The organism is Promicromonospora sukumoe, assembly GCF_014137995.1.
GTDB lineage: Bacteria > Actinomycetota > Actinomycetes > Actinomycetales > Cellulomonadaceae > Promicromonospora > Promicromonospora sukumoe.
This window is the reverse complement of sequence record NZ_JACGWV010000003.1, coordinates 725,227-741,469: the sequence shown is the minus strand read 5'-3', so window position 1 is coordinate 741,469 and position 16,243 is coordinate 725,227. Positions and strand designations below refer to the sequence as shown.

The following is a 16,243-nucleotide window of genomic DNA, read 5'->3' as shown; positions in this document are numbered from 1 at the left end:
CCGTGGTCACCGAGAAGAGCACCTCCGGCGTCTCCCGCCGCAACTTCCTGCAGGCCGTCGGCGCGGGTTCCAGCGCCGGCGTCATGTTCGCCACCATGGGGGCGATGGGCCTGGCCCCCACCGCCGCCGCCCAGCCACGAGCCGAGTCCTGGGTGCCCCCGCGGGGCAGCGACTTCTCGCTGACGGGCCGCTCCGCGAAGAAGGTCGTCGTCGTCGGGGCGGGCCCGGCGGGCCTCGCGACCGCCTACGAGCTGCAGAAGGCCGGCTACCGGGTGACGGTGCTCGAAGCCCGGCACCGCCCCGGCGGCCGCACCCTGACGATCCGCGGCGGGGACAGCGAGACCGACCTCGACGGCGTGCGGCAGACCGCCCGGTTCGCCGACGGCGTCTACATGAACGCCGGCGCGGGCCGGATCGCGCAGTGGATGGTCACCCTCGACTACATCCGCGAGCTCGGTGTGCCCTACGAGGTCTTCACGAACGCGAACGCCGACGCCTACCTCTACAACGAGCGGTCCGGCGCGACGCCGGGGAACCCCGTCCGCTACCGGACCGCCAAGGCGGACGTCTTCGGGTACACCTCCGAGCTGCTGCAGCACGCCGCCGACCAGGGCGCGCTGGACCAGAAGCTGACCGCCGCGGACAAGGAGAACCTGCGCACCTTCCTGCGCAGCTGGGGCTCGCTCAAGTCCGACGGCACGTACACCGGCGGCAGCAACCGCGGCTACGAGGTCTACCCCTCGGCGTGGAACGAGCACGGCACGCCCCTGCCCGGCCCGGGCACGGTCTCCGAGGTGCTGGCCTCGAAGGTGGGCCAGTACTTCCCGTTCGAGATCAACTGGGAGCAGTCGATGCTCATGTTCCAGCCCAAGGGCGGCATGGACACGACCTACAAGTACCTGGTGCGGGCCATCGGCAACCAGAACGTGCACTTCGAGTCGCCCGTCACCGGCGTCGAGAACACGAGCCGCGGGGTCAGGGTCACCTACACGCCGAAGAACGGCCGGCCGCGCCAGGTCGAGGCGGACTTCGCGGTGGTCGCGGCGCCCGCCGGCCTCATGCGCCGCTGGGACACCAACTGGGGTCCGGCGGTCGACGCCGCCCTCGGCGAGTTCTCGGTCGGCTCCCCCGCGGGCAAGATCGGCCTGCAGTACCGGTCGAGGTTCTGGGAGGACGACCACCGGATCTTCGGCGGGATCACCGAGACCGACATGGACCTCGCCCACGTCTGGTACCCGTCGTACGGGTACGGCGAGCGGAAGGGCCTGGTCGTCGGCTACTACAACACCGGCACCAATGCCCGCACGTACGCCGACCTGGCACCGAAGCAGCGCGAGCTGCGCGCCGTCGAGCAGGGCGTGAAGATCCACGGGGAGAAGTACCGCACCGAGCTGGAGAGCTCGTTCTCCATCGCGTGGCACAAGGTGCCCTACATCGAGGGTGCCTGGGCCTACCCGAACACCTCGTCGGCCGGTTTCCGGCTGCTGCAGGAGGGCGCGGGCAACGTGTACTTCGCGGGCGACTGGATGTCCGAGGTCTCCGCGTGGCAGCACGGCGCGTTCTGGTCGGCCCGCTACGCGGTGCAGGCCCTGCACCAGCGCGTCATGTCGAGCTGACCTGGCATCGACCCCCCAACGTGTCAGACCCACAGGTCACTCGGGTGACCTGTGGGTCTGACACGTGGTGCGGGTTCGACGGAAGAGTCAGAAGCCGCTGTAGTTCGGCGCCTCGACCGTCATCTGCACGTCGTGCGGGTGGCTCTCCTTGAGCGACGCCGACGTGATGCGGACGAACCGGCCCTCGGCCTGCAGCTCGGGGACGGTCCGCGCACCGGTGTAGAACATCGTCTGGTGCAGACCGCCGATGAGCTGGTGCGCCACGGTGGCCAGCGGGCCCTTGTAGGCGACCTGGCCCTCGATGCCCTCGGGCACGATCTTGTCGTCGCTGGTGACCTCGGCCTGGAAGTACCGGTCCTTGGAGTAGGACTTCTTGCCGCGCGAGGACATGGCGCCCATCGAGCCCATGCCGCGGTAGGTCTTGAACTGCTTGCCGTTGACGAGCACCAGGTCGCCCGGGGTCTCCTCGCAGCCCGCGAACAGCGAGCCCAGCATCACGGACTCGGCGCCGGCCACGATGGCCTTGCCGATCTCGCCCGAGTGCTTGAGGCCGCCGTCGGCGATGACGGGCACGCCCGCCGGCTTGCAGGCGAGCGACGCCTCGTAGACCGCGGTGATCTGCGGCACGCCGACGCCGGTCACGACGCGGGTGGTGCAGATGGAGCCCGGTCCGACGCCGACCTTCACGGCGTCGGCCCCGGCGTCGACGAACGCCTGCGCGCCCTGGCGCGTGGCGACGTTGCCGCCGATGACCTGGACGTCCTTGGTGGCGGGGTCGGTCTTGAGGCGCTTGACCATCTCGATCAGCATGCGCACGTTGCCGTGCGCGGTGTCGGCCACGAGCACGTCCACGCCGGCGTCGATCAGGGCGGTGGCACGCTGCCACGCGTCACCGAAGTAGCCGATCGCGGCGCCGACCATGAGGCGGCCCTGGCTGTCCTTGGACGAGTTCGGGAACTGCTCGGACTTCACGAAGTCCTTGACCGTGATGAGCCCCGTGATGCGGCCGTCGGGGTCGATCAGCGGCAGGCGCTCCAGCTTGTGCTTGCGCAGCAGCAGCGTGGCGTCGTCCCGCGAGATGCCGGACGGGCCGGTGATCAGCGGCTGCGGCGTCATCACCTCGTCCACCTTGGTGGTGGCCCACTCGGCGACGGGCGTGAAGCGCAGGTCGCGGTTGGTGACCATGCCGATCAGCTTGTTCTCGGTGTCGACGACCGGGAAGCCCGAGATCCGGAACTGGCCCGCGAGGGTGTCGAGCTCCTCGAGCGTGGCGTCCGGGCCGATCGTGACGGGGTTCGTGATGATGCCGGTCTGCGTCCGCTTCACGAGGTCGACCTGGGTCGCCTGGTCCTCGATCGAGAGGTTGCGGTGCAGTACGCCGAGGCCACCCTGACGCGCCATGGCGATCGCCATGGCCGACTCGGTGACCGTGTCCATCGCCGCTGAGATCAGCGGGATCTTGAGCGAGATCTCGCGCGTCAGGCGAGACGTCGTGTCGATGTCCGACGGCGCCAGGTCGGAGTAACCCGGCAGCAGCAGGACGTCGTCATAGGTGAGCCCGAGGAAACCGAACGGGTCGCCCGGCGAGGTCTGGTCCGTCATGCAGCAAGTCTACGGCCGCCGCGACCGCAGATCTCGGCCGGGCAGTGGTACCGGCCCGAGGCGTGCGTCACCTCGCCTTGATGACGGCGAGCACCTCGTGCAGCAGGCCGGTGAACGAGCGCACCCGCTGCACCGTCGGCCCGAAGGGCAGCTCGGTGGCGGCGGCGTCGGCCCGCAGGCCCACGAAGATCGGCAGCTCCGGGTAGCTCTCGTTCACCGCGTGCACGACGTCGAGGTCCGGCTTGTTTTGCGTGGTCGCCAGCACGACCGCCGTCGGGCGGACCATGGTGACCAGCTCGACCGAGCGGTGGGTGCTCGCGGGACCGGTGACGATGCGCGCCATCGAGCCCTGGGCGGCCAGCGCCGCGGCGAGCGCGTGCGCCGAGAGCGGCACGACCTCGTCGGGGGCGGCGAACACCAGGACGATCTTGCGCATCCGGCTCGGGTGGTTGGCCGGCGGGCCGCCCGCCTCGACCATGACCCGCTCGAACTCCTCGATGTAGTGGCGGAGCGCGCGCAGGGCGGACGTCGCCAGCACCACCTCGGGCATCTCGCCCGGGCCCGCGAGGACCGTCCGCTCGGACAGCCGGAGCCAGGCCGGCTCGACGAGCTCGGTCCACCAGGTGGCGGGGTCGCCGTCCGGGCCGAGCACGAGCAGGTTGTCGCAGGCGGTCCGGCTGTACGCGAGGGCGGCGTCGACCAGGGCGGACACCCGTCCCGACGTCGGCGCCGGGGAGGCGGCCGACCGTGGGCCGCCGGGCGAGGCCGGGGCCCCGCCGCCGGTGGCGCCGCCGGGCAGGGCGCGCAGACGGGCACGGCCGCGGGGTTCCTCGGCCCGCTCGCCGCCCGGCGCCGGCGCGGGGTCGTCGTCCTCGTCCGTGTCGGCGGCCAGGGGGTCGTCGGTCTCGTCGTCGAGCTCGTCGTCGGCCTCGTCGTCCGGCACCTCGACGGTGCCGAGGAACTGCTCCTCGAAGTCCTCGTCGGCGTCGTCCGCCTCGCCCTCGACCTGCACCGCGGGCAGCGCCGGAGCGGTCCGGGTGGCGACCTCGAGCTCCGCGTCCCCCGCCTCGACGGCGGCACGGGCGGCGTCGACCGGGGCCACGCCCTCGAGGGTCAGCCGGCGCATCACGAGGAGCCGGGCGACGTCGTCCGGCGTGTAGCGGCGGTGTGATCCAGCGGTGCGGCCCGACGGGCCGAGGCCGTACCGCCGGTCCCAGGTACGCAGGGTCGCGGGAGCGACCCCGAGGCGCCGCGCGACGGCGGCGACAGCCAGTCCGGGGCTGGATGTACGTGACCCGCCCGAGTTCTGGGCGGGTCGCGAAGAAGTCATGGACTCGATTCTGCCGACCCGGCGGTCTCCGCGCCACTGCGAAACCCGGCGTGCCGCCGATCTAGGTGGATTTCGGTTCACATACATACAAAGCAGGTCAGTGCCGACCGGCTTCCCGCTGACCCGATTCAGTCCGCATGGCGCGAAATTGCCCCTTGAACAACTTCTGCACAACTTGTAGGTTGTTCGCCATGACGGAGATCTCGAGGCTTCCCGGTCCTGTGATGGAACTGTGGGAATGGCAGTACCAGGGCGCGTGCCGCGACGCGGACGACACCCTCTTCTTCCACCCCGAGGGTGAGCGCGGGTCGACCCGCCGCCGGCGCGCCGAGGCCGCCAAGGCGATCTGCCGCTCCTGCCCCGTGATGATGCAGTGCCGCGAGCAGTCGCTCCGCGTGCGCGAGCCGTACGGCGTGTGGGGCGGGCTCAGCGAGGACGAGCGCTCGGCGATCCTCGCCGGCAAGTCCGTCTCCGCCTGACCCGTTGCGCACCCGCTGCACAACTTCTGACGCGTAGCGCGTCATGCCCGTCTGACGCATGCCCTCCTCGACGCCGAGGCAGCGGCATCCCCGCCGAGCCGCCAGCCCGCGGTGACGCGGCGGAACACGTCGGCGCGCGACGTGGACGAAGCGAAGGCCCCGCACCGGACGGTGCGGGGCCTTCGTCTGTCTGACGTGGGCTGGGATCAGCCCACGACCACCGCGAGGACGTCGCGGGTCGAGAGCACCAGGTACTCCTCGCCCGCGTACTTGACCTCGGTACCGCCGTACTTGGAGTAGATCACCTTGTCACCGACGGCGACGTCCAGCGGCACACGGTTGCCGTTGTCGTCGATGCGGCCCTGACCCACGGCCAGGACCTCGCCCTCCTGGGGCTTCTCCTTGGCGGTGTCCGGGATGACCAGGCCGGAAGCGGTCGTGGTCTCGGCTTCGAGAGCCTTGACGACGATCCGGTCCTCGAGCGGCTTGATGGGGACCGACACGTCGGACCTCCTCTTTCGTGAGCGGATCGACTGATCAGCTGCGTGGTTGACTTAAGGGGCTCGAACGTTCGACGGTCCGCCGTCGTCGCGGGTGCCGGCGGGCACGAACGTCTGGGTCCTCCGCCGCGAGGCCCCGTTACCGAGATCCGCGGCGATGAACAACCCCAAATCTAGGTCGGCATTAGCACTCGGTCAAGGCGAGTGCCAATCGCGTGGAGTGGCTCACACGCCGCACGAGCGACATGCCGTCCGAACGTCGAAATCTCGCCATCTCGGCCAAAAGGTTCCGTCGGGCTACTCGTCACGACCTGGACAAACGTGGAAAGATCTTCCCATGGATGCGGCGATTCTGAGCAAACTCCTCAGCTCCGACGGCTGGGCTCTGCTTGCGGCTCTCCCGCCGTACGACGAGCGCGACGCCATGAAGACGGTGACGACCCTGCGCTCGCAAGGCGTCCCGGCGGACCTCGCGGCCGCCGTGGTCACCCAGTCCCGGCTGCGCGCCCGGGCGCGGGCCAAGTTCGGTGACTTCGCCGACGGGATGCTCTTCACCGCGCACGGCCTGGAGCAGGCCACGCGGCTGCTCGTCGCGGCGCTGCACGCCCGGCGGTACCTCGACGCGGGCGTCACGGCCCTCGCCGACCTCACCTGCGGGATCGGCGCCGACTCGCTCGCGTTCGCCGGGACGGGGCTCCGCGTCGTCGCCACCGACCTCGACGAGTGCACCGCCGCCATCGCGCGGTGGAACCTGCGCCACTTCCCCGAGGCGGACGTGCGGCACGCCGACGGCCTCTCGCTCGACCTGCGCGCCGAGGGCATCGAGGGTGTCTACGCCGATCCCGCCCGGCGCGTGCGCGGCGGGCAGGGCGGCCGCAGCCGCCGCATCTTCGACCCGCGGGCCTACGAGCCGCCGCTCGACGCCGTGTGGGCCCTGCGCGAGACCGTGCCCGCCGTCGGCATCAAGGTGGGGCCGGGCATCGCGCACGAGGGCCTGCCCGACGACGCCGAGACGCAGTGGGTCTCCGTCAACGGCGACGTGGTCGAGGTCGGGCTGTGGTTCGGCCCGCTCGCGCCCGACGGCCCCGGGCGCTCGGCGCTCGTCCTGCGCACCTTCACCGACGACGACGGCAAGGAGCACACCCTCAGCCGCACCGTGCGCGGCACGGGCGTGGAGCCCGACGTCGGCCCCGTCGGGCAGTACCTCTACGAGCCCGACGGCGCCGTCATCCGCGCGGGGCTCGTGGGCGAGGCGGCCGCCGAGCTGGGCGGGCGCCTCGTGGACCCGACCATCGCCTACGTCACCACCGACGAGGCCGCCGCACTCCCGTCCGCCAGGCCCGTCGACGCCGCGGGCGCGCCGGCGCCGGTCGCCACCGGCTACCGGGTGCTCGACACGATGCCGTTCGGCCTGAAGCGGCTCAAGTCCTACCTCCGCGACCGGAACGTCGGCCGCATCACGATCAAGAAGCGGGGCACCGCCGTCGTGCCCGAACAACTTCGCAAGCAGCTCGTGCTCACCGGAACCGAGGAGGCGACGATCGTGCTCACCCGTGTGTCAGGCAACCAACAGGTGCTCCTCGTCGAACCCCTGGGAGCCGTATGAGCTCGCCGGCCAGGCTCGGCTTCGGCGAGTCCCCGCGGTCGACCGTGGGGCTCGAGTGGGAGATCGGGCTCGTGGAGCCCGGCACCGCCGACCTGTGCCAGGCAGGTCCGGAGGTGCTTGAGGCGCTCGCGCGCGACGGCGGCAACCAGCGGAACGGCCCCGGGGGCCTCGCCCCGCACGTCACGGGCGAGTACATGAAGAACACCATCGAGCTGGTCAGCGGCGTGGGCCGGACCGTGGCCGAGGCCGGCGCCGACCTCACCACCGCGCTCGACCGCGTGCGGTCGGTGACCGATCCCCTCGGCCTCGACCTCATCGGGGGCGGCACGCACCCGTTCGCGCGGGCCGCCGACCAGGAGATCGGCGAGAAGGAGCGGTACGCCCGCATCCGCGAGCGCACCGGGGTGTGGGGCGCGCAGCTGATCATCTGGGGGCTGCACGTCCACGTCGGCATCGAGCACCGGGACAAGGCGCTGCCGCTGATGCGGGGCATGCTCAAGTACTTCCCGCACCTGCAGGCCCTGTCGGCCGGCTCGCCGTACTGGGCGGGCGAGCACTCGGGGTACGCCTCGAACCGGTCGCTGCTGTTCCAGCAGATCCCGAGCTCCGGCCTGCCGGTCGCGTTCCGCACCTGGGAGGAGCTGGAGGCGTACGCGGGCGACATGCTGCACATCGGCGCGGTCGAGGCGTTCAACGAGGTGCACTGGGACATCCGGCCGTCGCCGACGTTCGGCACGCTCGAGGTGCGGGTCTGCGACGGGCCGACCAACCTCACGGAGGCCCTCGCGCTCGGCGCGCTGGTGCACTGCCTCGTGGAGCACCTGTCCACACAGCTCGACCAGGGCCGGGACCTGGTCGAGCTACCGCCCTGGTACGTGGCCGAGAACAAGTTCCGCTCGGCCCGCTACGGGCTGGACGCCACGGTGATCCTCGACGCGCACGGCAACCAGGGGCCGGTCGTCGACGCGATCGGCAAGCTGCTCGTGGAGCTGGAGCCGGTCGCGCACCGCCTGGGCTGTGCGGCGGAGCTGGCCGGGGTGCGGGACATCCTGGTCACCGGGCCGTCCTACCTGCGGCAGGAGCGGGTCGCCGCGGCGCACGACGGCGACCTGGTGCCCGTGGCGCGCGCCATGATGGCGGAGATGCGGGCGGGGAGGCCGCTGCCCGGCTGACCCGCGTCAGATGACCTGCGCGGCGTCGTCGAAGCCCAGGCGCGGGGCGCGGGGGCGGGTGGTGTCGGCGCCGTCGGCCACGCTGACGTTGACGACGAGGAAGCCCTTCCAGCCGTTCTCGGCGAAGAACTCGGCGTCGATCTGGTCGTAGGTCCCGTGCATGGGGCCGGCGGCCAGGCCCGCGGCCCGCAGGCCGACGATCAGGTAGCCGGCCTGGAGCAGGGCGCTGGTGCGGGCCATCTCGGCGCGCGCCCCGGCGTCGCCGGCGAACATGTCGCGCGCGCCCGGGTTGTGCGGCATCAGGACGTCCATGTGCTCGTGGAAGTCGGTGTCGTACGCGAGCACGAGGGTGACGGGGGCGTTGGCGACGCGCTCCCGGTTGCCCTCCGGGACACGCTCGACGAGGCGCTGCCGGGCCTCCGGCGTGCGGACCACGAGCATGCGCAGCGGGCTGGTGTTCATCGCCGTCGGGCCCCACTTGACGAGGTCGTAGACGGCGGCGAGCTGCTCGTCGGTCACCTCCGCCTCGGCGAAGGTCGTCACGGTCCGCGCGGTGCGGAACAGGCGGTCGGCGGTGGCGTCGTCGATGGCGAGGACGGGAGCCTCAAGAACGGTGTCGGTCATACGCGCGACAACAAGGTTGCCCCGAGCGATAGTTCCAGATTCAACCGTGACGTCGCGCACGTCGGCGCGTCACACCGCCACGGTTCCACGCCCATCGGCCCCGAAGAACTAGGCTGGAGCACATGGCAGATCCACTGGTGCTCGGTATCGAGACCTCCTGCGACGAGACCGGCGTCGCGCTGGTCCGCGGAAACGACCTGCTGGTCGACGCGGTGGCCAGCTCGATGGAGGAGCACGCTCGCTACGGCGGCATCATCCCGGAGGTCGCCAGCCGCGCCCACCTCGAGGCGATGATCCCCACGATCCAGAAGGCCCTGGGCGAGGCCGACGTCGACCTGTCCGAGGTCGACGCGATCGCGGTCACCGCCGGCCCCGGCCTCGTCGGGCCGCTCACGATCGGCGCGTCCGCGGCGAAGGCCCTGTCCATCGGCCTGAACAAGCCGCTGTACGGCGTGAACCACGTGATCGGCCACGCGTGCGTGGACCAGCTCGTGGACGGCCCGCTGCCGGAGCGGGCGATGGCGCTCGTGGTCAGCGGCGGCCACAGCTCGCTGCTGCTGGTCGACGACATCGCCACGGACGTCACCGAGCTCGGCTCCACCCTGGACGACGCCGCGGGCGAGGCCTTCGACAAGGTCGGCCGCCTGCTGGGCCTCCCCTACCCCGGCGGCCCGCACATCGACCGCCTCGCGCGCGAGGGCGACCCCACGGCGATCCGGTTCCCCCGCGGCCTCACGGCGGCGAAGGACCAGGCCAAGCACGCCTACGACTTCTCGTTCTCCGGCCTCAAGACGGCGGTGGCCCGCTGGGTCGAGGCCCGCACGGACGCCGGCCAGGAGATCCCCGTGCACGACGTCGCGGCGTCGTTCGCCGAGGCCGTCGCCGACGTGCTGACCGCCAAGACGATCGCGGCCTGCCACAAGCACGGCGTCGACACGCTCGTGGTCGGCGGCGGGTTCTCCGCCAACAGCCAGCTCCGCGAGATGGCGGCCAAGCGCTGCGCCGAGGCCGGGATCGACCTGCGCATCCCGCCGATCCGGTACTGCACCGACAACGGCGCGATGATCGCGGCGCTCGGCTCCGCCGTCGTCCGCGCCGGGGTGGCCCCGAGCAACCTGGACATCCCGGTCGACTCGTCCATGCCGCTCACCACGATCACCGTCTGACCCACCCCGGCCTCGCTGAGTGCGGGATTTTCGCCCTACTGACGCGCTGAAAAGGGCGAATATCCCGCACTCAACGGGGCTGGGGGCTCTACGCTGCCTCCCGTGTGGGTCAGAACACTGGAGAAGCTCGAGCCCGTCCCCGTCATCGACACGGCCCGGCGGCTGCGCGACCGCATCGGCGCGCGGTTCCCCGACCGCGGCATCCACCTCGTGGCCCAGGAGCTCGTGGCCCTGACCGAGCAGGTCAGGGACACCTCCGCCGGGACCCGACGGCGTAGCCGTCTGGTGCAGGCCGGTTCGCGCGTCCTGATCGCCCTCGTGGTGCTCGTGGCGCTGGTCGCGTTCGGCTTCGCCGTCGAGGCCGCCGGCACCGAGGCGCCGGACAACGGCCTCGACTGGCTGCCGCTCATCGAGAGCGCGGTCAACGACATCGTGTTCGTCGCCGTCGCCGTCGTGGTGCTGCACTCGGTGCCGCAGCGGGTGCAGCGCTCCGACCTGCTCGCCAAGCTGCACCGGCTGCGCTCCCTGGCGCACATCATCGACATGCACCAGCTCACCAAGGAGCCGGAGATCCTGCGAGACGCGTTCGCGGGCGAGTCGGAGAACAACGACGTCGACCTGACGCCGGAGCAGATCGAGTACTACCTGGAGTACTGCACCGAGCTGCTGTCGATCGTGGGCAAGGCGGCGGCGCTGTGCGCCGAGGAGTCGCAGGACGACATCGTGCTGAACACGGTCTCGACCATCGAGTCGCTGACGCTCGGCATGGCCCGCAAGGTGTGGCAGAAGATCCTCGTGCTCAACGAGGTCAGCCCGACGCCCTGACGGATCGGCCCACCGCGACCGGCCGCGCGGGGTCGTTCGACCACTGCGACCACGAGCCCGGGTACAGCACCGCGTCGACGCCGGCGATCGCCAGTGCCGCGACCTGGTGCGCCGCCGTGACGCCCGATCCGCAGTACACCCCGACGACGCCGGAACCACCGCTGGTCGAGCCTGTCGAGACCCCCAGCGCCCCGAACCGCCGCCGCAGGTCCCCGGTCGGCAGGAACCGGCCGTCGGGGCCCAGGTTCTCGACGGTCGGCGCGCTGACGGCGCCCGGCACGTGCCCGGCCTGCGGGTCGACGGGCTCCACCTCGCCGCGGTACCGCTCGGCCGCGCGGGCGTCCAGGAGCACGCCGGCGCCGTCGGCCAGCTCGGCCGCGCCGTCGGCGTCGACGACGGGCATCCCGCCGGGCCGCACGACGACGTCGCCCGGCTCGGGCGTGACGTCACCGGGTTCGACGGCGAGCCCCTCCGCGGTCCAGGCGGCGAGGCCGCCGTCGAGGATGCGCACCTCGTCCACGCCGAAGTACCGGAGCAGCCACCAGGCGCGGGCGGCGGACGTGCCGCCGACGGAGTCGTAGACGACGACGCGCGAGCCCGCCGAGACGCCCCAGCGGCGCGCGGCCTCCTGGAACGCCGACGCCGACGGCAGCGGGTGCCGCCCCTCGGCGGGCGACGCGTGCGCGGCCAGCTCGGTCTCCAGGTCCACGTACACGGCGCCCGGGAGGTGCCCGGCGCGGTACTGGTCGTGGCCGTCGGTCATGCCGAGCGCCCAGCGGACGTCGAGCACGACGGGGCGCCCCTCGACCGGGTCAGGGCCGGCGCCGACCTGCAGGTCGGCCGCCAGCGTCGTGGCGTCGACCAGAACTCGTTCCCTCATGCCGTGGTACCCCTCTTCATCTGCCGCCGATCCGGTTCCATGCAGCGTTGCGCCCGGTACCGTCCACCTCGATGACCCCGGCAACCCGCAGCGCGTCCAACGCGTTCCTGATCGTCGCATCGCTGACCCCGGGAAGCGAAGCCCGGACGTCGGCCATCCTGAACGATGCCGGAGCATGATCCCGGACGTACAGCTGGACGCGCTCCTTCTTGCTCCCCGCAGCACGGGCCGTGTCCGTGACCCGTTGAAACTCCTCATAGGTGCCGCGCACGACGCCGACGAAGTACCGGAGCCAGGGCCACGGGTCCTGGCCGCCGTCGTGCCACCCGGTGGTGGATCCCAGAAGGGCGTCGTAGTACGCGTCCGCAGAATCGGCGATCGCCGATTCCAGCGATACGTATCGCGTCACCTCGTACCCGCTGTCCTCCAGCAGCACGTTCGTCAGGGCGCGAGCGATTCGCCCGTTGCCGTCGAGGAACGGGTGGATCGTCAACAGGTCCAGAACGAAAAGCCCGACGAGGAGTACGGGGTGGTGCCGATCTTCTCTGATCGCCACCGAGTACCGCCTCACCAGCTCGTCCACGAACTGTGGCGTCTCCGCCGCCGAGACGGGGGTGAACCTCTTGACCTGGGTCCCGTCCGGAAGCCTGTCGACCACGATGTTCTCCGAGGTCTTGAAACCCCCGCCTGGCACGTCGGTGAACGAGAACAAGAGTCGGTGCAGGTGCAGGACAAGGCCCGTGTTCAGGGGCCTCCAGTCCTCCTGGTAGAGGTAGTCCAGTGCCGCCCGGTACCCGGCGAGCTCCCGCTCGCTCCGATCCCGGAGTACCACTGGCTTTCCACTCAGGATCACGTCCGCACGCTCGCGGCTCTCGACCACGACTCCCTCGATCGCAGAAGAGGCTTCGATGCTCGCAACGCGAGCGCGTTGCGCCAGACTCGTCAGCAGGGCAGGCAGCTTGTCCCGGTACAAGGCCTCGCTGCCACGGCCGGTGTCGATCACTCTCAGGTCGTGGACGAGGTCGAACGGCACGCTTCCAATAAGCACATCAAGCGCCATGAACGAGCGCATAAAACCTCCTGGTGAACCTGCTAAACGTACTAATCTAAGGCTCAGATTAGTACGTTTAGCAGGTTCGAGTAGGTAGTTCCGGCTACCTCATGCCGCGTCTCCCGTGGCGTCGTCCGGCGTCGTCGGGGCGTCCACCGGCGACTCGACCGCGGCGTCCGCCGTCGGGTGCTCCACCTCGGACAGGTCGAGGCGCATCGTGTACGCGTCGACGTTCTCGGGCTGGTAGTAGCGCTTGCGCACGCCCAGGACCTGGAAGCCGAAGTCCCGGTACATCTCGATGGCGGGCGCGTTGTCGACGCGCACCTCCAGCAGTACCGCCTCGGCCTTGACCTTGCGCGACCGCTCGATGAGCGCGTCCATGAGCTGGCGGCCCACGCCGTGGCGCTGGACGTCGGGGTCCACGCCGATGGTCATGATCTGCGTGACGTCGCCGTCGAACCACAGCCCGGCGTAGCCGACGACGGGCTGGTCGCCCGCCCGGTCGAGCCGCTCGGGCTCGGCCACGACGTACCAGCGGCCCAGGCCGGCGAGCTCGTCGGCGAGCATGCCGTAGGTCCAGGCGCCGCGGCCGAAGAGCTGCCGCTCGAGCTGCAGCACGCGGTCGAAGTCGGCGTTGCGCAGCGGGCGCAGCCGCACCTCGGTGATCATGCGGCACCGCCCGCGGCGGAAGCGGCGGCCGGACCGGCACTGGCACCCGCACCCGCACCCGAGCCCGTCGCGACGCCCGGCTCGTGCACGTCCGGACGCCGCAGGTACAGCGGCTCCGTCGGCAGCTCCTCGCCGGCCTCGCGGCGGACGAGCGCCAGGCGGGCCAGCACGGTCGCGTCGGGGACGAGGGGCGCGTCGTCGGCGACCGGGAGGAACTCGGGGTAGAGCATGGCGCCCTCGCCGACGACGACGGGCAGCGGGGTGTCGGCGTCGGCCAGCGGGAGCTGGGCCTGCGCGACGAAGCCGGCCCGGTCGACGTCGGGCCCGGCGGTGCGCTCCACGACGGGCACGCCGTGCGGCCCCTCGTGCGCGACCACGCGGTAGCGAGCCCAGTAGACCTCCTTGCGGCGGGCGTCGGAGGTGGCCAGGATCTCCGCCCCCGCGCGCAGGCCGAGGTCGCTGACGGCCTGCACCGCCAGCGCGTCGAGGCTGGGCACGCCGAGCACGGGGACGCCGAGGGACAGCGCGAGCGTGCGGGCGGTCACCAGCCCGACGCGCAGCCCCGTGAACGGGGCCGGGCCGGTGCCGGCGACGACGGCGGTCAGGTCGGCGCGCTCGATCCCGGCCTCGTCGAGGACCTCGGTGATCAGGGGCGCGAGCGACTCGGCGTGCCGGCGGCGCTCGTCCGAGGAGCGGGACGCGAGACGCGCGCCCTCCTCGTCGACGAGCGAGACGGCGACGGCTGCTGAGGTATCGAGAGCAAGAACGGCCACGTCACCAGGGTATTACGCGCGAGGCGGGACGCCGGGGATGATCATCTGACCAGCTACCGACCGCTCACCAGGGCGCGGAGGTCCACGCCCGTCCATCGGGGGCCGATCGCGCAGATCGTCACCGTGCGGGTACCTGCCCCCGGGTCGGCCTCGGCCTCCGCGCCGGGGTCGAACGACGGCGCACCGCGCGGGCGCTGCAGGTCGATCTCCAGCCGGTCGTCGGCGAGCGCCTCGGCCAGGCCGCGCCCCCACTCCACGACGGTGACGGAGTCCTCCAGGGACGAGTCCAGGTCGAGCGCGTCGAGCTCGCCCAGCCCGCCGAGGCGGTAGGCGTCGACGTGCACGAGCCCGGGTCCGCGCGTGCCGTCCTCGCGCGGCAGCGGCGGGTGCTCGCGCGCCACGATGAACGTGGGCGACGCCACCTGCCCGCGCACGTTGAGCGCGGCCCCGATCCCCTGCGTCAGCGTCGTCTTGCCGGCTCCGAGGTCACCGGTGAGGATCACCAGGTCCCCGGGGCGCAGCACCCCGGCGAGCGCCGCCCCGAAGGCGCGCGTCGTATCGGCGTCGGGCAGGTGGAGCACCACCGCCTCCGACGTCGTGGTGTCGCCCGGTCCGCTCACTGCCCCGCTCACGCGGTCTCCCTTCCTGCCGTGCCCACGTACACGCGTGGGACGCGCGCCCCGAGGCGCGTCACGATCTCGTAGCTGATGGTTCCGGCGGCCTGCGCCCAGTCCTCGGCGTTGGGCGCTCCGGCGCGGGCCAGCCCGTCGGACGCCCCGAAGAGTGTCACGACGTCGCCGGCCTGCTCGGGCGCGTACGGGCCGAGGTCCAGCATGATCTGGTCCATGCACACGCGCCCCGCGACACGCAGGACGCGGGCGGTGCCGAGTCCGGTCGCGGGGGCCGCGACGTCGTCCACGCCGCCGCCGACGAGCACCGGCCCGCCCGGGCCGAGCGAGCCGCCGGAGGCGTGCCGCGGTATCCCGTCCGAGTAGCCGAGCGGGACGACGCCGAGCACCGTGTCCTGCGGCGTGACGTAGAAGTGCCCGTAGGACACGCCGTGCCCCTCCGGGACCCGCTTGACCGTGGCGAGCCGCGCCTCCAGCGTCATCGCGGGCCGGAGCCCGTAGTCGCCGGGCGCGCCGAGGTGCGGCACGGGCGAGAGCCCGTACACGGCGATGCCGGGGCGCACCAGGTCGTAGTGGGCGGCCGGGTTGGTCAGGGTCGCCGCGGAGTTGGCGATGTGCCGCACCTCGAGGTCGATCCCGGCGGCCTCGACGGTCCGGAGCGCCTCCTCGAAGACGTGGGTCTGCATCTTGACCGACGGGTCGTCGGGCTCGTCCGCGAGCGCGAAGTGCGACATGAGGCCGACGACGGCGAGCGCGCCCTCGGCCTGGAGCGCCGCGACCCGGTCGAGGACGGCGGGCAGGTCCGCGGGCATGATCCCGTTGCGGCCGAGCCCGGTGTCGACCTTGAGGTGCACGCGGGCGGTCTTTCCCGCGGAGCGGGCGCCGTCGGCCACCTCGTCGAGGGCCCAGGCCGCGGCGACGGCGACGTCGACGTCGTCGCGCACCAGGTCGGCCAGGGGCGCGCCGGGCGCGTAGAGCCAGGTCAGGATGCGCGGGCCCGGTCCGACGGCGGCACGGATCGCGAGCGCCTCGACGCTCTGCGCGGCGCCCAGCCAGGTCGCGCCGCCCGCGAGAGCCGCCCGGGCCGCGGGCGCGAGCCCGTGCCCGTACGCGTCTGCCTTGACGACGGCCATGACCTGGGCGGTCGGGGCGGTCGCCCGCAGGGCGCGCACGTTGTCGCGGATCGCGTCGAGGTCGACGACCGCGCGGGCGGGGTAGTCGGGGACGGTGCTCATCGCACCGATTCTCGCACCTGTGCGATCCCGGCGAACGTGTCAGACCTACAGGTCCCTCGGGGGACCTGTAGGTCTGACACATGCGG

Annotated in this window: 16 protein-coding genes; 6 read left to right on the top strand and 10 right to left on the bottom strand. The window is 72.0% G+C overall.

Annotation, left to right across the window (positions count from 1 at the left end; translation table 11 throughout):
- The first annotated feature begins 2 nt into the window (after window positions 1-2).
- A complete protein-coding gene (locus tag FHX71_RS27375; RefSeq protein ID WP_182620612.1) occupies window positions 3-1,616 on the top strand; it encodes a flavin monoamine oxidase family protein in 1,614 nt (537 codons plus the stop codon).
- Window positions 1,617-1,703: 87 nt separating this feature from the next.
- Here FHX71_RS27375 and guaB read toward each other — a convergent pair whose 3' ends face one another.
- Window positions 1,704-3,218 (bottom strand): IMP dehydrogenase, encoded by a 1,515-nt coding sequence (guaB, locus tag FHX71_RS27370; RefSeq protein ID WP_182620611.1) that lies wholly within the window; start codon window positions 3,216-3,218, stop codon window positions 1,704-1,706.
- 67 nt (window positions 3,219-3,285) lie between these two features.
- A complete protein-coding gene (locus tag FHX71_RS29585) occupies window positions 3,286-4,548 on the bottom strand; it encodes a MerR family transcriptional regulator (RefSeq protein WP_246403567.1) in 1,263 nt (420 codons plus the stop codon).
- A 191-nt stretch (window positions 4,549-4,739) separates the two neighbouring features.
- On the opposite strand from FHX71_RS29585, the gene FHX71_RS27360 reads away from it, so the two are divergent.
- Window positions 4,740-5,027, top strand: coding sequence for a WhiB family transcriptional regulator (locus tag FHX71_RS27360; RefSeq protein WP_020016179.1), 288 nt, complete (start codon window positions 4,740-4,742; stop codon window positions 5,025-5,027).
- Window positions 5,028-5,233: 206 nt separating this feature from the next.
- On the opposite strand, the gene groES is transcribed toward FHX71_RS27360, so the two are convergent.
- Entirely contained in the window at window positions 5,234-5,530 is a 297-nt protein-coding gene (gene groES / locus FHX71_RS27355) for a co-chaperone GroES (protein WP_020016178.1), read from the bottom strand.
- Between the two features lie 334 nt (window positions 5,531-5,864).
- Between groES and FHX71_RS27350 the strand changes: the two genes are divergently transcribed.
- Complete coding sequence (locus FHX71_RS27350; RefSeq protein WP_182620610.1) at window positions 5,865-7,133, top strand: class I SAM-dependent methyltransferase; 1,269 nt, start codon at window positions 5,865-5,867, stop codon at window positions 7,131-7,133.
- Entirely contained in the window at window positions 7,130-8,305 is a 1,176-nt protein-coding gene (locus FHX71_RS27345) for a glutamate--cysteine ligase (protein WP_182620609.1), read from the top strand. Before FHX71_RS27350 ends, FHX71_RS27345 begins: the two co-directional genes overlap by 4 nt.
- Window positions 8,306-8,311: 6 nt before the next feature.
- On the opposite strand, the gene FHX71_RS27340 is transcribed toward FHX71_RS27345, so the two are convergent.
- A complete protein-coding gene (locus FHX71_RS27340; protein ID WP_182620608.1) occupies window positions 8,312-8,929 on the bottom strand; it encodes a malonic semialdehyde reductase in 618 nt (205 codons plus the stop codon).
- 122 nt (window positions 8,930-9,051) lie between these two features.
- Between FHX71_RS27340 and tsaD the strand changes: the two genes are divergently transcribed.
- Both tsaD and FHX71_RS27330 read left to right on the top strand, forming a co-directional pair.
- On the top strand, window positions 9,052-10,095 hold the full coding sequence (gene tsaD, locus FHX71_RS27335; RefSeq protein WP_182620607.1) for a tRNA (adenosine(37)-N6)-threonylcarbamoyltransferase complex transferase subunit TsaD: 1,044 nt from the start codon (window positions 9,052-9,054) through the stop codon (window positions 10,093-10,095).
- A 102-nt stretch (window positions 10,096-10,197) separates the two neighbouring features.
- A complete protein-coding gene (locus FHX71_RS27330; RefSeq protein WP_182620606.1) occupies window positions 10,198-10,920 on the top strand; it encodes a hypothetical protein in 723 nt (240 codons plus the stop codon).
- Here the strand turns inward: FHX71_RS27330 and FHX71_RS27325 are convergent.
- The 6 genes from FHX71_RS27325 to alr form a co-directional block, all read right to left on the bottom strand.
- Window positions 10,904-11,800, bottom strand: a complete 897-nt coding sequence (locus FHX71_RS27325) for a sulfurtransferase (RefSeq protein WP_182620605.1) — start codon at window positions 11,798-11,800, stop codon at window positions 10,904-10,906. The genes FHX71_RS27330 and FHX71_RS27325 overlap by 17 nt on opposite strands.
- Window positions 11,801-11,816: 16 nt before the next feature.
- Window positions 11,817-12,872, bottom strand: a complete 1,056-nt coding sequence (locus tag FHX71_RS27320) for a Fic family protein (protein ID WP_182620604.1) — start codon at window positions 12,870-12,872, stop codon at window positions 11,817-11,819.
- Between the two features lie 87 nt (window positions 12,873-12,959).
- Window positions 12,960-13,520 carry a ribosomal protein S18-alanine N-acetyltransferase gene (gene rimI, locus FHX71_RS27315; RefSeq protein WP_182620603.1) on the bottom strand — a complete coding sequence of 187 codons (561 nt, stop codon included), beginning with the start codon at window positions 13,518-13,520 and terminating at the stop codon, window positions 12,960-12,962.
- The gene (tsaB, locus tag FHX71_RS27310) at window positions 13,517-14,293 is read right to left on the bottom strand and encodes a tRNA (adenosine(37)-N6)-threonylcarbamoyltransferase complex dimerization subunit type 1 TsaB (RefSeq protein WP_182620602.1); all 777 of its coding nucleotides are present in this window, start codon (window positions 14,291-14,293) and stop codon (window positions 13,517-13,519) included. The genes rimI and tsaB overlap by 4 nt, the downstream gene beginning before the upstream one ends.
- A gap of 53 nt (window positions 14,294-14,346) precedes the next feature.
- On the bottom strand, window positions 14,347-14,925 hold the full coding sequence (tsaE, locus tag FHX71_RS27305; protein WP_312877238.1) for a tRNA (adenosine(37)-N6)-threonylcarbamoyltransferase complex ATPase subunit type 1 TsaE: 579 nt from the start codon (window positions 14,923-14,925) through the stop codon (window positions 14,347-14,349).
- Window positions 14,922-16,157 carry an alanine racemase gene (gene alr / locus FHX71_RS27300; RefSeq protein ID WP_182620601.1) on the bottom strand — a complete coding sequence of 412 codons (1,236 nt, stop codon included), beginning with the start codon at window positions 16,155-16,157 and terminating at the stop codon, window positions 14,922-14,924. Before alr ends, tsaE begins: the two co-directional genes overlap by 4 nt.
- Window positions 16,158-16,243: the final 86 nt, after the last annotated feature.

Excerpts from the sequence above, each read along its gene's own strand:
- FHX71_RS27340 (WP_182620608.1), bottom strand. The coding sequence starts at position 8,929 with ATGACCGACACCGTTCTTGAGGCTCCCGTCCTCGCCATCGACGACGCC.
- FHX71_RS29585 (WP_246403567.1), bottom strand. The coding sequence starts at position 4,548 with ATGACTTCTTCGCGACCCGCCCAGAACTCGGGCGGGTCACGTACATCC.
- tsaD (WP_182620607.1), top strand. The coding sequence starts at position 9,052 with ATGGCAGATCCACTGGTGCTCGGTATCGAGACCTCCTGCGACGAGACC.
- guaB (WP_182620611.1), bottom strand. The coding sequence starts at position 3,218 with ATGACGGACCAGACCTCGCCGGGCGACCCGTTCGGTTTCCTCGGGCTC.
- alr (WP_182620601.1), bottom strand. The coding sequence starts at position 16,157 with ATGAGCACCGTCCCCGACTACCCCGCCCGCGCGGTCGTCGACCTCGAC.
- FHX71_RS27350 (WP_182620610.1), top strand. The coding sequence starts at position 5,865 with ATGGATGCGGCGATTCTGAGCAAACTCCTCAGCTCCGACGGCTGGGCT.
- FHX71_RS27320 (WP_182620604.1), bottom strand. The coding sequence starts at position 12,872 with ATGCGCTCGTTCATGGCGCTTGATGTGCTTATTGGAAGCGTGCCGTTC.
- FHX71_RS27345 (WP_182620609.1), top strand. The coding sequence starts at position 7,130 with ATGAGCTCGCCGGCCAGGCTCGGCTTCGGCGAGTCCCCGCGGTCGACC.
- FHX71_RS27360 (WP_020016179.1), top strand. The coding sequence starts at position 4,740 with ATGACGGAGATCTCGAGGCTTCCCGGTCCTGTGATGGAACTGTGGGAA.
- FHX71_RS27325 (WP_182620605.1), bottom strand. The coding sequence starts at position 11,800 with ATGAGGGAACGAGTTCTGGTCGACGCCACGACGCTGGCGGCCGACCTG.
- rimI (WP_182620603.1), bottom strand. The coding sequence starts at position 13,520 with ATGATCACCGAGGTGCGGCTGCGCCCGCTGCGCAACGCCGACTTCGAC.